The organism is Streptomyces sp. NBC_00286, from assembly GCF_036173125.1.
GTDB lineage: Bacteria > Actinomycetota > Actinomycetes > Streptomycetales > Streptomycetaceae > Streptomyces.
In genome coordinates, this window is sequence record NZ_CP108054.1 from 8,542,498 (window position 1) to 8,554,784 (window position 12,287).

Below are 12,287 nucleotides of genomic sequence, written 5' to 3' on the forward strand. Positions count from 1 at the left end.
ACAGAGACATGACTGAAGCACCTGTCATAGGCGTCCTGGCCCTCCAGGGCGACGTACGGGAGCACCTCATCGCCCTGTCCGCGGCCGATGCCGAGGCCAGGGCGGTGCGGCGCCCCGAGGAACTCGCCGAGGTCGACGGCCTCGTCATCCCCGGCGGCGAGTCCACCACCATCTCCAAACTGGCCGTCCTCTTCGGCCTGATGGAACCCCTCCGCGCGCGCGTGCGGGCCGGAATGCCCGTCTACGGCACCTGCGCCGGCATGATCATGCTCGCCGACAAGATCCTCGATCCCCGCTCGGGCCAGGAGACCATCGGCGGCATCGACATGATCGTGCGCCGCAACGCCTTCGGACGGCAGAACGAGTCCTTTGAAGCGGCCGTCGACGTGAAGGGCGTTGAAGGCGATCCTGTAGAGGGCGTTTTCATCCGCGCCCCCTGGGTCGAGTCCGTCGGCGCCGAGACCGAGGTGCTCGCCGAGCACGACGGCCACATCGTCGCCGTACGCCAGGGCAATGCGCTCGCCACGTCGTTCCACCCGGAACTGACCGGCGACCACCGCGTGCACGGTCTGTTTGTCGACATGGTGCGCGCGGAGCGTACAGCGGAGTCCTTGTAGGATCTCTGGCGTTCGGACAGAGATGGGTTACGCGAAGGAGACAGGCAGATGTCCGGCCACTCTAAATGGGCCACGACGAAGCACAAGAAGGCCGTGATCGACGCCAAGCGCGGCAAGCTCTTCGCGAAGCTGATCAAGAACATCGAGGTCGCGGCCCGCATGGGCGGCGCCGACCCGGACGGCAACCCGACGCTGTACGACGCCATCCAGAAGGCGAAGAAGTCGTCGGTCCCGAACAAGAACATCGACTCCGCGGTCAAGCGCGGCGCCGGTCTCGAGGCCGGCGGCGCCGACTACGAGACCATCATGTACGAGGGCTACGGGCCGAACGGTGTCGCGGTGCTCATCGAGTGCCTCACCGACAACCGCAACCGCGCTGCCTCCGACGTACGCGTCGCCATGACCCGTAACGGCGGCTCGATGGCCGACCCGGGCTCCGTCTCGTACCTCTTCAACCGCAAGGGCGTCGTCATCGTCCCCAAGGGCGAGCTGTCCGAGGACGACGTCCTGGGTGCCGTACTCGAGGCGGGCGCCGAGGAAGTCAACGACCTGGGCGAGTCCTTCGAGGTGCTCAGCGAGGCCACCGACCTGGTCGCGGTCCGCACCGCCCTCCAGGACGCCGGCATCGACTACGACTCAGCCGAGGCCAACTTCGTCCCGACCATGCAGGTCGAACTGGACGAGGAGGGCGCCAAGAAGATCTTCAAGCTGATCGACGCCCTGGAGGACAGCGACGACGTGCAGAACGTCTTCGCCAACTTCGACGTCAGCGACGAGGTCATGGAGAAGGCCAGCGCGTAACGCTGCCGCGAGCGCCGCGGGTTTCGGCGGGCCGGTGGGGATACGTCCCCACCGGCCCGCCGCTGCTGTCAGTGGCAGCGGCTAGCCTGGCGACAGTCAAAGATCACCGTCCACGTGTGAGGGGGGAGGGGGCTGCATGCGGGTACTGGGTGTGGACCCTGGGCTGACCCGATGCGGCGTCGGTGTCGTCGAAGGCGTCGCCGGGCGGCCTCTGACGATGCTCGGCGTCGGAGTCGTACGGACGCCCTCGGACGCCGATGTCGGCCACCGCCTCGTCGCCATCGAGCAGGGCATCGAGCAGTGGATCGACGAGCACCGGCCCGAATACGTCGCCGTGGAGCGGGTGTTCAGCCAGCACAACGTACGGACGGTCATGGGCACCGCCCAGGCCAGTGCCGTCGCCATGCTCTGTGCGTCCCGTCGCGGACTGCCCGTCGCCCTGCACACCCCGAGCGAGGTCAAGGCGGCCGTGACCGGCAGCGGACGGGCCGACAAGGCCCAAGTCGGCGCCATGGTCACCCGGCTGCTCCGGCTCGACGCACCCCCGAAGCCCGCCGACGCCGCCGACGCCCTCGCGCTCGCCATCTGCCACATCTGGCGTGCCCCGGCCACCAACCGTCTCCAACAGGCCCACGCCCAGGCCCGCGAGGCCCAGGCCCGGGCCCAACAGGCCCGGCAGCAGGCCCAGTCACTCGCCCGAAAGGCCCCCCGATGATCGCCTTCGTCAGCGGCCCGGTCGCCGCCCTCGCCCCCGACTCCGCGGTGGTCGAAGTGGGCGGCATCGGCATCTCCGTCCAGTGCACACCGGGCACGCTCTCCGGACTCCGCGTGGGCAAGCAGGCGAAACTCGCCACGTCCCTCGTCGTACGGGAGGACTCGCTGACCCTGTACGGCTTCGTGGACGACGACGAGCGGCAGACCTTCGAACTGCTGCAGACCGCGAGCGGAGTCGGCCCGCGGCTGGCCCAGGCGATGCTCGCCGTGCACAGCCCGGACGACCTGCGCCGTGCGATCTCCACCGGTGACGAGAAGGCGCTCATGGCCGTCCCGGGCATCGGAAAGAAGGGCGCCCAGAAACTCCTCCTGGAGCTCAAGGACCGCCTCGGCGAGCCTCTCGGCACGGGCGGTCCGGCCATCGGTACGCCCGTCTCCACCGGCTGGCGCGAGCAGTTGCACGCCGCGCTCATCGGACTCGGGTACGCGACAAGGGAGGCCGACGAAGCGGTCTCGGCCGTCGCGCCCCAGGCGGAGGCGTCCGAAGGGGCTCCCCAGGTGGGCCACTTGCTGAAGGCCGCTCTACAGACCCTCAACAGAGCGCGGTAGCAAGCGAGTTCCGCGAAGAGGCACGCACGTACGAACAACGAGACCGAGGCACACGTAATGAACTGGGACGACCCGACCGACGAGACTGCCGCCGAGCGGCTCGTCGGTGCGTCCGCCGACCGTGAGGACCAGGCCGTCGAGGCCGCCCTGCGTCCCAAGGACCTGGACGAGTTCATCGGCCAGGAGAAGGTTCGGGAGCAGCTCGACCTCGTCCTGCGTGCGGCACGCGCGCGTGGCGCCACGGCCGACCACGTACTGCTCTCGGGAGCCCCCGGCCTCGGCAAGACCACCCTCTCGATGATCATCGCGGCCGAGATGGAGGCCCCGATCCGCATCACCAGCGGCCCTGCCATCCAGCACGCCGGAGACCTGGCCGCGATCCTGTCCTCCCTACAGGAGGGCGAGGTCCTCTTCCTCGACGAGATCCACCGCATGTCCCGGCCCGCCGAGGAGATGCTCTACATGGCGATGGAGGACTTCCGCGTCGACGTGATCGTCGGCAAGGGCCCCGGCGCCACCGCCATCCCGCTCGAACTGCCGCCCTTCACGCTGGTCGGCGCCACCACGCGCGCGGGACTGCTGCCGCCCCCGCTGCGCGACCGCTTCGGCTTCACCGCGCACATGGAGTTCTACGAGCCCGCCGAACTGGAGCGCGTCATCCACCGCTCCGCGCACCTGCTCGACGTCGAGATCGGCACCGAGGGAGCCGCGGAGATCGCCGGCCGTTGCCGGGGCACGCCTCGTATCGCCAACCGCCTGCTGCGCCGCGTACGGGACTATGCCCAGGTCAAGGCCGACGGCGTCATCACCCGGGACATCGCCAAGGCGGCCCTCGCCGTGTACGAGGTGGACGACCGAGGCCTCGACCGCCTCGACCGCGCCGTACTCGAAGCTCTGCTCAAGCTGTTCGGCGGCGGACCGGTCGGCCTGTCCACGCTCGCCGTCGCCGTGGGGGAGGAGCGCGAGACGGTCGAAGAGGTCGCCGAGCCGTTCCTCGTACGCGAGGGGCTGCTGGCCCGTACGCCCCGCGGGCGCGTCGCCACACCGGCCGCATGGGCGCATTTCGGCCTCACCCGGCCCGGGCCTTCCGCTGGGGGAAACGGACAACAGGACCTGTTCGGGGCGTGAGGGGGCACCTACTCGCCGGACCTGGAACCACGGTGCAATGCTGGGCGTTGTTCCTTGAGCGCGGACTCGCTTAGACTCCGCCGATGCCGCCTTTGTCGGCGGCGCACACAAACCCCCATCCATCAGGCCGCTCAGCATCGCGGTCGAATGAAGGAAGTTCCGACCCGTGAGTCTCGTGACCCTCCTCCCGTTCATCGTGCTCATCGGGGCCATGTTCCTGATGACCCGGTCGGCCAAGAAGAAGCAGCAAGCCGCTGCGCAGATGCGCAACGACATGCAGCCAGGCTCCGGCGTCCGCACGATCGGTGGCATGTACGCGACGGTGAAGGAGGTCAATGAGGACACCGTCCTCCTTGACGCAGGCCCGGGTGTCGACCTGCTCTTCGCCAAGAACGCCATCGGTGCCGTCCTCAGCGACGACGAGTACAACCGCATCGTCCACGGCATCGAGCACGACCTGAAGACCGACGACGCCGTCGTCCCGGACGACGCCTCCTCCCTCACCGAGACCGACGAGCCCGCCGACTCTTCCGACGACCAGCCCATCGACCTCGGCAAGAAGGAAGCGGCCGAAGAGACCGCCGACGAGGAGCCGAAGAAGGCCGATGACGCAGAGCTGAAGAAGTCCGACGGCGAGTCCGACGCGAAGTAGTCATGGCCGGGGACCGCGGAGTGCGCCGCTCGCGCACCGCGGTCCCCGGACCATGTTGTTTCGCGGGGAATCTCGACACCATTTCATGGCCGTCCGCGCAGGTGCCCCGTCGCCGGGCGGACAACGAGGGAGAACGAGAAGGTGGCAGCACCTAAGAAGGGCCGAAAGCAGAGCGGCCAGGGGAGGCCGGGCCGCACATTGGCCCTGATGCTGATCGCGATCGTGGCGCTCACCGGTGGCATGTTCGCCTCCGGGCACACGACGCCGCGCCTCGGCATCGACCTCGCCGGCGGTACGAGCATCACGCTCGAGGCGCAGAACGAGCCCGGTCAGAAGAACGCGATCAACCCGACCAACATGAAGACCGCGGTCGGCATCATGGAACGTCGCGTCAACGGCCTGGGCGTCTCCGAGGCGGAGGTCCAGACCCAGGGCAACAAGAACATCATCGTCAACATCCCCAAGGGCACGAATTCGGAGCAGGCCCGGGAGCAGGTCGGTACCACCGCCAAGCTTTACTTCCGCCCGGTTCTGACCGGAGCGCCGGCGCAGGGTGCGGCGGACCCCGGTGCTTCCCCTTCGCCCAGCCCTTCCGGGACGTCCCCGTCGCCCTCGGCGTCCGGGAAGTCCCCCTCGCCGACTCCCACCGCCACCACTCAGGGTCGCGCGGTGACGGAGGGCCTCGCCGCGAAGGATGACGCGAAGAAGGCGGACCCGACGCCCAGCGGCAACGCCTCCCCGTCGCCCGACCCCGGCCAGGCCGCTGCCGCCGACGTGCAGAAGCAGCTGGACGCGCTGAACTGCTCCACAAAGAAGGGCCGCGCGGCGGCGAGCGAGAAGGCCGCCCAGGCCAAGGACTCCGAACCCATCGTCGCCTGCGATCCGGATTCGCAGTACAAGTACGCGCTCGGTCCGGTCGCCGTGAACGGCGAGCGGGTCGAGGACGCCAGCGCCGAGTTCGCGACGACGACCGGCGAGGGCTGGATCGTCCAGATGAAGTTCGACGACAAGGGCGCGGGCCAGTTCGCCGACGTCACCGGCACGCTGGTCGGCAAGGCGCCGCCGCAGAACCAGTTCGCCATCGTGCTCGACGGCGAGATCGTCTCGGCTCCGTCGGTCAACTCGGCGATCACCGGCGGTTCGGCCCAGATCTCCGGCGGCTTCACCCAGCAGTCCGCCGAGGACCTGGCGAACATCCTGTCCTACGGCGCCCTCCCGATCACCTTCGAGGAGGCGAGCGTCACCACGGTCGACGCCGCGCTCGGCGGCGACCAGCTGGAGGCGGGTCTGATCGCCGGCGCCATCGGCCTCGCCCTGGTCATCATCTACCTGCTGGCCTACTACCGCGGCCTGTCGCTGATCGCCATCGCCTCACTGCTGGTCTCGGCGGTCATGACGTACGTGATCATGTCGCTGCTCGGTCCGGCCATCGGCTTCGCGCTGAACCTGCCCGCGGTCTGCGGCGCCATCGTCGCGATCGGCATCACGGCGGACTCGTTCATCGTGTTCTTCGAACGCATCCGAGACGAGGTCCGCGAGGGCAGAACGCTGCGGCCCGCCGTCGAACGGGGCTGGCCGCGCGCCCGGCGCACCATCCTGGTCTCCGACTTCGTGTCGTTCCTTGCCGCCGCGGTGCTCTTCGTCGTCACCGTCGGCAAGGTCCAGGGCTTCGCGTTCACGCTGGGTCTGACCACCGTCCTGGACGTGGTCGTGGTCTTCTTCTTCACCAAGCCGCTGATGACGATCCTCGCCCGCAAGCAGTTCTTCGCGAACGGCCACAGCTGGTCCGGCCTGGACCCGAAGCGCCTCGGCGCCAAGCCACCACTGCGCCGCTCCCGCCGCGTATCCGCTCCCGTCGACCCGAAGGAGGCGTGAGATGTCGAAGCTCGGCAACCTCGGCGCCCGTCTCTACCGCGGTGAGGTCGGTTACGACTTCGTCGGCAAGCGCATGCTCTGGTACGGCGTCTCGATCCTGATCACCATCCTGGCCATCGTCGGCCTGGCGGTACGCGGCCTGAACATGGGCATCGAGTTCGAGGGCGGCGCCGTCTTCACCACCCCGAAGACCAGCGTCTCCGCATCTCAGGCCGAGGAGTACGCCGAGGAGGCAGCCGGCCACGACGCGATCGTGCAGGGCCTCGGTACGGGCGGGCTGCGCATCCAGGTCGCCGGCGTGGACACGGACAGGTCCGACCAGATCAAGTCGGAAATCGCCCAGGACATGAACCTCGACGCGGAGAGGATCAGCGCCGATCTCGTCGGGCCCAGCTGGGGTGACCAGATCGCCAACAAGGCCTGGCAGGGCTTGGGGATCTTTCTGGTCCTGGTCGTGATCTATCTGGCGATCGCCTTCGAGTGGCGCATGGCCCTGGCAGCGTTCGTCGCTCTCATCCATGACATCACCATCACGGTGGGCATCTACGCCCTCGTCGGCTTCGAAGTCACACCAGGCACCGTGATCGGTCTGCTGACGATCCTCGGTTATTCGCTGTACGACACAGTCGTCGTCTTCGACAGCCTCAAGGAACAGACGAAGGACCTCACCAAACAGACCCGCTGGACCTACAGCGAGGTCGCCAACCGCTCGATCAACAGCACCCTGGTGCGCTCCATCAACACCACGGTGGTCGCACTGCTCCCGGTCGCCGGACTGCTGTTCATCGGCGGTGGCGTACTCGGCGGGGGCATGCTCAACGACATCTCGCTGTCGCTGTTCGTGGGCCTCGCGGCCGGTGCGTACTCCTCGATCTTCATCGCCACGCCGCTCGTCGCCGACTTCAAGGAGCGCGAGCCGCAGATGAAGGCCCTGAAGAAGCGCGTACTCGCCAAGCGCGCCTCGGCAGCCTCGCAGAGCGAGCCTGTGGCAGCGCAGGCCGCCGACGAGCCGTATGACGAGGAGCCGGAGGACTCGGCGCCCGCGGTCGTCGGGTCGCCGCGCAGCCAGCGTTCCCAGCCGTCGTCCCGCAACAGGGGCCGCGGCCGGCCTTCCGGGAAGCGCCGATGAGCGAGCTCACAGACATCTCGGAGCTGCTCCTCAGCCGTATCCGGGACGTGGCCGACTATCCGGAGCCGGGCGTGATGTTCAAGGACATCACTCCGCTCCTGGCCGACCCGGCGGCGTTCACGGCACTCACCGACGCGCTCGCCGAGATCAGCGTCCGCAGCGGCGCCACGAAGATCGTCGGCCTGGAGGCCCGCGGCTTCATCCTCGGCGCCCCCGTAGCGGTCCGCGCCGGGCTCGGCTTCATCCCCGTCCGCAAGGCCGGCAAGCTCCCCGGGGCGACGCTCAGCCAGGCGTACGAGCTGGAGTACGGCTCGGCCGAGATCGAGGTGCACGCCGAGGATCTGACCGCGGGCGACCGCGTCATGGTCGTCGACGACGTACTCGCCACCGGCGGCACCGCCGAAGCCTCCCTCCAGCTGATCCGCCGAGCCGGCGCCGAGGTGGCCGGCGTGGCCGTCCTCATGGAACTGGGCTTCCTCGGCGGCCGGAGCCGACTCGAACCGGCCCTCGCGGGCGCCCCGTTGGAGGCGCTCCTCACGGTCTGAGCGACGGCCCGAGCGGCGGTACGAGCGACGCCCGGGCACCCTGAGGCAAGGCCTACGCCAGGCCTGGGACACCCGTAGGACACCGCGGAGGCGGGCCCGGAGGAATCCGGTGCCCGCCTCCCGCGTTTCTCCTGTACAAGGCCGTCTCTCCAGGCGAAGGCAAGTCCCGAGCCCGGGATCGCTACCATGGGATCTCCGGAGCCTGACCGGGGGACCCGGATCGCGCACGAGGAGCCCTCTTGGCAGACGAGGCCCAGCCACTGACTCCCAGGGCTGAACACCTGGGGGCACCCCCAGCCGCCAAGCCCGACTCGACGACGGGCACCGCGGCCGCGCCCACGAAGAACGCGAGAAGCGACACCGGCGGGCAGCCCCGGCATGCCCAGCCCACAGCCGGCGGCACAGCGGCCGAGCAGACGCGCCCCAAGCCGAGTCCTCCCGAGCGCGAGCGGCCGACGCCCTCACCGGCGCCCTCGAGCGCCCCCGTGGTGCGCCCCACGCCCGGCCAGCCCGCCCGCTCCGGCGGCTCCTCCAACCGCGTACGCGCCCGTCTCGCCCGCCTCGGCGTCCAGCGCTCCAACCCGTACAACCCGGTCCTGGAGCCCCTGCTGCGGATAGTGCGCAGCAACGATCCGAAGATCGAGACCTCCACGCTCCGCCAGGTCGAGAAGGCCTACCAGGTCGCCGAGCGCTGGCACCGCGGCCAGAAGCGCAAGAGCGGCGACCCGTACATCACGCACCCGCTCGCCGTCACCACCATCCTGGCCGAGCTCGGCATGGACCCGGCGACGCTCATGGCGGGCCTGCTGCACGACACCGTCGAGGACACCGAGTACGGCCTCGAGCAGCTCCGCCGCGACTTCGGCGACCAGGTCGCCCTCCTCGTTGACGGCGTCACCAAGCTGGACAAGGTCAAGTTCGGCGAGGCGGCCCAGGCCGAGACCGTACGCAAGATGGTCGTCGCCATGGCCAAGGACCCCCGCGTCCTGGTCATCAAGCTCGCCGACCGGCTGCACAACATGCGCACCATGCGCTACCTCAAGCGCGAGAAGCAGGAGAAGAAGGCGCGCGAGACCCTCGAGATCTACGCGCCGCTCGCCCACCGCCTGGGCATGAACACCATCAAGTGGGAGCTGGAGGACCTCGCCTTCGCGATCCTCTACCCCAAGATGTACGACGAGATCGTCCGCCTCGTCGCCGAGCGCGCCCCCAAGCGCGACGAATACCTCGCCATAGTGACCGACGAGGTCCAGTCCGACCTGCGCGCCGCCCGCATCAAGGCGACCGTCACCGGCCGCCCGAAGCACTACTACAGCGTCTACCAGAAGATGATCGTCCGCGGCCGTGACTTCGCGGAGATCTACGACCTGGTGGGCATCCGCGTACTGGTCGACACCGTCAGGGACTGTTACGCCGCCCTCGGCACCGTGCACGCGCGATGGAACCCGGTCCCCGGCCGGTTCAAGGACTACATCGCGATGCCCAAGTTCAACATGTACCAGTCGCTGCACACGACGGTCATCGGGCCCAACGGCAAGCCCGTCGAACTCCAGATCCGTACGTTCGACATGCACCGCCGCGCCGAGTACGGCATCGCCGCGCACTGGAAGTACAAGCAGGATCCCTCCGCCGGCGCCTCCAAGGTGCGCACCGACGTACCGAAGAAAGCCGGCAAGGACGACCACATCAACGACATGGCGTGGCTGCGCCAGTTGCTCGACTGGCAGAAGGAGACCGAGGACCCCTCGGAGTTCCTGGAGTCCCTGCGCTTCGACCTGTCCCGTAACGAGGTCTTCGTCTTCACGCCCAAGGGCGACGTCATAGCGCTCCCCGCCGGCGCGACCCCGGTGGACTTCGCGTACGCGGTCCATACGGAGGTCGGCCACCGGACCATCGGCGCGCGGGTCAACGGCCGCCTCGTACCGCTCGAATCGACACTGGACAACGGCGACCTGGTGGAGGTCTTCACCTCCAAGGCGGCCGGCGCGGGCCCCTCCCGCGACTGGCTCGGCTTCGTGAAGTCGCCGCGCGCCCGCAACAAGATCCGCGCCTGGTTCTCCAAGGAGCGCCGGGACGAGGCCATCGAGCACGGCAAGGACGCCATCGTTCGCGCGATGCGCAAGCAGAACCTGCCGATCCAGCGCATCCTCACCGGCGACTCCCTGGTCACGCTGGCGCACGAGATGCGCTACCCCGACATCTCCGCGCTGTACGCGGCGATCGGCGAGGGTCATGTGTCCGCGCAGAACGTCGTGCAGAAGCTCGTCCAGGCGCTCGGCGGCGAGGAGGCCGCCAGCGAGGAGATCGACGAGAGCGTGCCGCCCGCGCGCGGGCGCAGCCGCAAACGCCGCTCCAGCGCCGACCCGGGCGTCGTGGTCAAGGGCGTCGACGATGTGTGGGTCAAGCTGGCCCGATGTTGTACGCCCGTCCCCGGCGACCCCATCATGGGCTTCGTCACGCGCGGCAGTGGCGTATCGGTTCACCGCACCGACTGCGTGAACGTCGACTCCCTGTCCCGGGAGCCCGAGCGCATCCTCGAGGTCGAGTGGGCGCCCACCCAGTCCTCGGTGTTCCTGGTCGCCATCCAGGTGGAGGCCCTGGACCGCTCACGCCTCCTCTCGGACGTCACGCGCGTCCTGTCGGACCAGCACGTCAACATCCTCTCCGCGGCCGTCCAGACCTCCCGTGACCGCGTCGCCACCTCCCGCTTCACCTTCGAGATGGGCGACCCCAAGCACCTGGGGCACGTCCTGAAGGCGGTCAGGGGAGTCGAGGGCGTGTACGACGTGTACCGGGTGACATCGGCCCGCAGGCCGTGACGAGCACTACGTAGAGGGGGCTTCCGTACGAAACGTACGGAAGCCCCCTCTACGTAGTGGCGGAAAATCTGCCGGACGGACTCAGCCGCCGAACTCCTGCAGACCCTTCAGCGCCTGGTCCAGCAGCGCCTGACGGCCCTCGAGCTCCTTCTGGAGCTTGTCGGCCTTGGCGTTGTTGCCCTGCGCGCGCGCCGCTTCGATCTGGCCCTGGAGCTTGTCCACCGCGGCCTGGAGCTGACCGGTCAGACCCTCGGCACGCGCGCGTGCCTCCGGGTTCGTCCGGCGCCACTCCGTCTCCTCGGACTCCTGGATGGCCCGCTCGACCGCGTGCATCCGGCCCTCGACCTTCGGGCGGGCGTCGCGCGGCACATGGCCGATGGCCTCCCAGCGCTCGTTGATGGCGCGGAAGGCGGCGCGGGCCGCCTTCAGATCCGTCACCGGGAGGATCTTCTCGGCCTCCTGGGCCAGCTCCTCCTTAAGCTTGAGGTTCTCGGCCTGCTCCGCGTCCCGCTCGGCGAAGACGGAGCTGCGGGCCGCGAAGAAGATGTCCTGGGCACCGCGGAAGCGGTTCCACAGGTCGTCCTCGTGCTCACGCTGGGCGCGGCCCGCGGCCTTCCACTCCGACATCAGCTCGCGGTAACGCGCCGCCGTCGGACCCCAGTCCGTGGAACCGGACAGCGCCTCGGCCTCCGCGACCAACTTCTCCTTGGTCTTACGGGCCTCCTCGCGCTGCGCGTCCAGCTGCGCGAAGTGCGCCTTGCGGCGCTTGGAGAACGCCGAGCGCGCGTGCGAGAAGCGGTGCCACAGCTCGTCGTCCGACTTGCGGTCCAGCCGCGGCAACCCCTTCCAGGTGTCCACCAGGGCCCGCAACCGCTCACCGGCGGCCCGCCACTGGTCGGACTGCGCCAGCTCCTCGGCCTCGGCGACCAGCGCCTCCTTGGCATGCCGCGCCTGGTCGGACTGCTTCGCCCGCTGGGCCTTGCGTTCTTCACGGCGCGCCTGGACCGCCTCGACCAGCTTGTCGAGGCGAGCCCGCAGCGCGTCCAGGTCACCGACCGCGTGATGGGCGTCGACCTGCTCCCGGATATGGTCGATGGCGGCAAAGGCGTCCTTCGCCGACAGGTCGGTGGTCTTCACTCGTCGCTCGAGGAGGCCGATCTCCACAACCAGGCCCTCGTACTTGCGCTCGAAGTAGGCCAGTGCCTCATCAGGAGAACCGGCCTGCCAGGAACCGACGATCTTCTCGCCATCGGCCGTACGCACGTACACGGTGCCCGTCTCGTCGACGCGGCCCCACGGGTCGCTGCTCACAGCGCCTCCTCCACATGATGCCTGCGTAGGGTGGCTGTACCCCCGGCATCGTCCACAGTTTCGTCACGGCCAACATAGGCGACCGGC

The 12,287-nt window shown here is 69.0% G+C and carries 11 protein-coding genes; 10 read left to right on the forward strand and 1 reads right to left on the reverse strand.

What is annotated here, in order from left to right:
- The first annotated feature begins 8 nt into the window (after positions 1–8).
- The 10 genes from pdxT (at position 9) to OHT21_RS38685 (ending at position 10,889) form a co-directional block, all read left to right on the forward strand.
- A complete protein-coding gene (pdxT, locus tag OHT21_RS38640; RefSeq protein WP_328772900.1) occupies positions 9–617 on the forward strand; it encodes a pyridoxal 5'-phosphate synthase glutaminase subunit PdxT in 609 nt (202 codons plus the stop codon).
- Positions 618–665: 48 nt separating this feature from the next.
- Positions 666–1,418, forward strand: a complete 753-nt coding sequence (locus OHT21_RS38645; protein ID WP_328772901.1) for a YebC/PmpR family DNA-binding transcriptional regulator — start codon at positions 666–668, stop codon at positions 1,416–1,418.
- Positions 1,419–1,554: 136 nt separating this feature from the next.
- Complete coding sequence (ruvC, locus tag OHT21_RS38650) at positions 1,555–2,133, forward strand: crossover junction endodeoxyribonuclease RuvC (RefSeq protein ID WP_328772902.1); 579 nt, start codon at positions 1,555–1,557, stop codon at positions 2,131–2,133.
- Positions 2,130–2,741, forward strand: a complete 612-nt coding sequence (gene ruvA / locus OHT21_RS38655; protein ID WP_328772903.1) for a Holliday junction branch migration protein RuvA — start codon at positions 2,130–2,132, stop codon at positions 2,739–2,741. Before ruvC ends, ruvA begins: the two co-directional genes overlap by 4 nt.
- 57 nt (positions 2,742–2,798) lie before the next feature.
- A complete protein-coding gene (ruvB, locus tag OHT21_RS38660) occupies positions 2,799–3,869 on the forward strand; it encodes a Holliday junction branch migration DNA helicase RuvB (RefSeq protein ID WP_328772904.1) in 1,071 nt (356 codons plus the stop codon).
- A gap of 166 nt (positions 3,870–4,035) precedes the next feature.
- Complete coding sequence (yajC, locus tag OHT21_RS38665; protein WP_328772905.1) at positions 4,036–4,521, forward strand: preprotein translocase subunit YajC; 486 nt, start codon at positions 4,036–4,038, stop codon at positions 4,519–4,521.
- 141 nt (positions 4,522–4,662) lie between these two features.
- A complete protein-coding gene (gene secD, locus OHT21_RS38670) occupies positions 4,663–6,396 on the forward strand; it encodes a protein translocase subunit SecD (protein ID WP_328772906.1) in 1,734 nt (577 codons plus the stop codon).
- Position 6,397: 1 nt separating this feature from the next.
- The gene (gene secF / locus OHT21_RS38675; protein ID WP_328772907.1) at positions 6,398–7,525 is read left to right on the forward strand and encodes a protein translocase subunit SecF; all 1,128 of its coding nucleotides are present in this window, start codon (positions 6,398–6,400) and stop codon (positions 7,523–7,525) included.
- On the forward strand, positions 7,522–8,070 hold the full coding sequence (locus OHT21_RS38680) for an adenine phosphoribosyltransferase (protein WP_328772908.1): 549 nt from the start codon (positions 7,522–7,524) through the stop codon (positions 8,068–8,070). Before secF ends, OHT21_RS38680 begins: the two co-directional genes overlap by 4 nt.
- 239 nt (positions 8,071–8,309) lie before the next feature.
- Positions 8,310–10,889 carry a RelA/SpoT family protein gene (locus OHT21_RS38685; RefSeq protein WP_443050532.1) on the forward strand — a complete coding sequence of 860 codons (2,580 nt, stop codon included), beginning with the start codon at positions 8,310–8,312 and terminating at the stop codon, positions 10,887–10,889.
- 81 nt (positions 10,890–10,970) lie between these two features.
- On the opposite strand, the gene OHT21_RS38690 is transcribed toward OHT21_RS38685, so the two are convergent.
- Positions 10,971–12,200, reverse strand: coding sequence for a DUF349 domain-containing protein (locus OHT21_RS38690; protein ID WP_328772909.1), 1,230 nt, complete (start codon positions 12,198–12,200; stop codon positions 10,971–10,973).
- Positions 12,201–12,287 lie beyond the last annotated feature (87 nt).

What these genes read in the sequence shown, in the direction of transcription:
- pdxT (WP_328772900.1), top strand. Translation starts at nt 9, where the DNA reads ATGACTGAAGCACCTGTCATAGGCGTCCTGGCCCTCCAGGGCGACGTA.
- OHT21_RS38645 (WP_328772901.1), top strand. Translation starts at nt 666, where the DNA reads ATGTCCGGCCACTCTAAATGGGCCACGACGAAGCACAAGAAGGCCGTG.
- ruvC (WP_328772902.1), top strand. Translation starts at nt 1,555, where the DNA reads ATGCGGGTACTGGGTGTGGACCCTGGGCTGACCCGATGCGGCGTCGGT.
- ruvA (WP_328772903.1), top strand. Translation starts at nt 2,130, where the DNA reads ATGATCGCCTTCGTCAGCGGCCCGGTCGCCGCCCTCGCCCCCGACTCC.
- ruvB (WP_328772904.1), top strand. Translation starts at nt 2,799, where the DNA reads ATGAACTGGGACGACCCGACCGACGAGACTGCCGCCGAGCGGCTCGTC.
- secF (WP_328772907.1), top strand. Translation starts at nt 6,398, where the DNA reads ATGTCGAAGCTCGGCAACCTCGGCGCCCGTCTCTACCGCGGTGAGGTC.
- OHT21_RS38680 (WP_328772908.1), top strand. Translation starts at nt 7,522, where the DNA reads ATGAGCGAGCTCACAGACATCTCGGAGCTGCTCCTCAGCCGTATCCGG.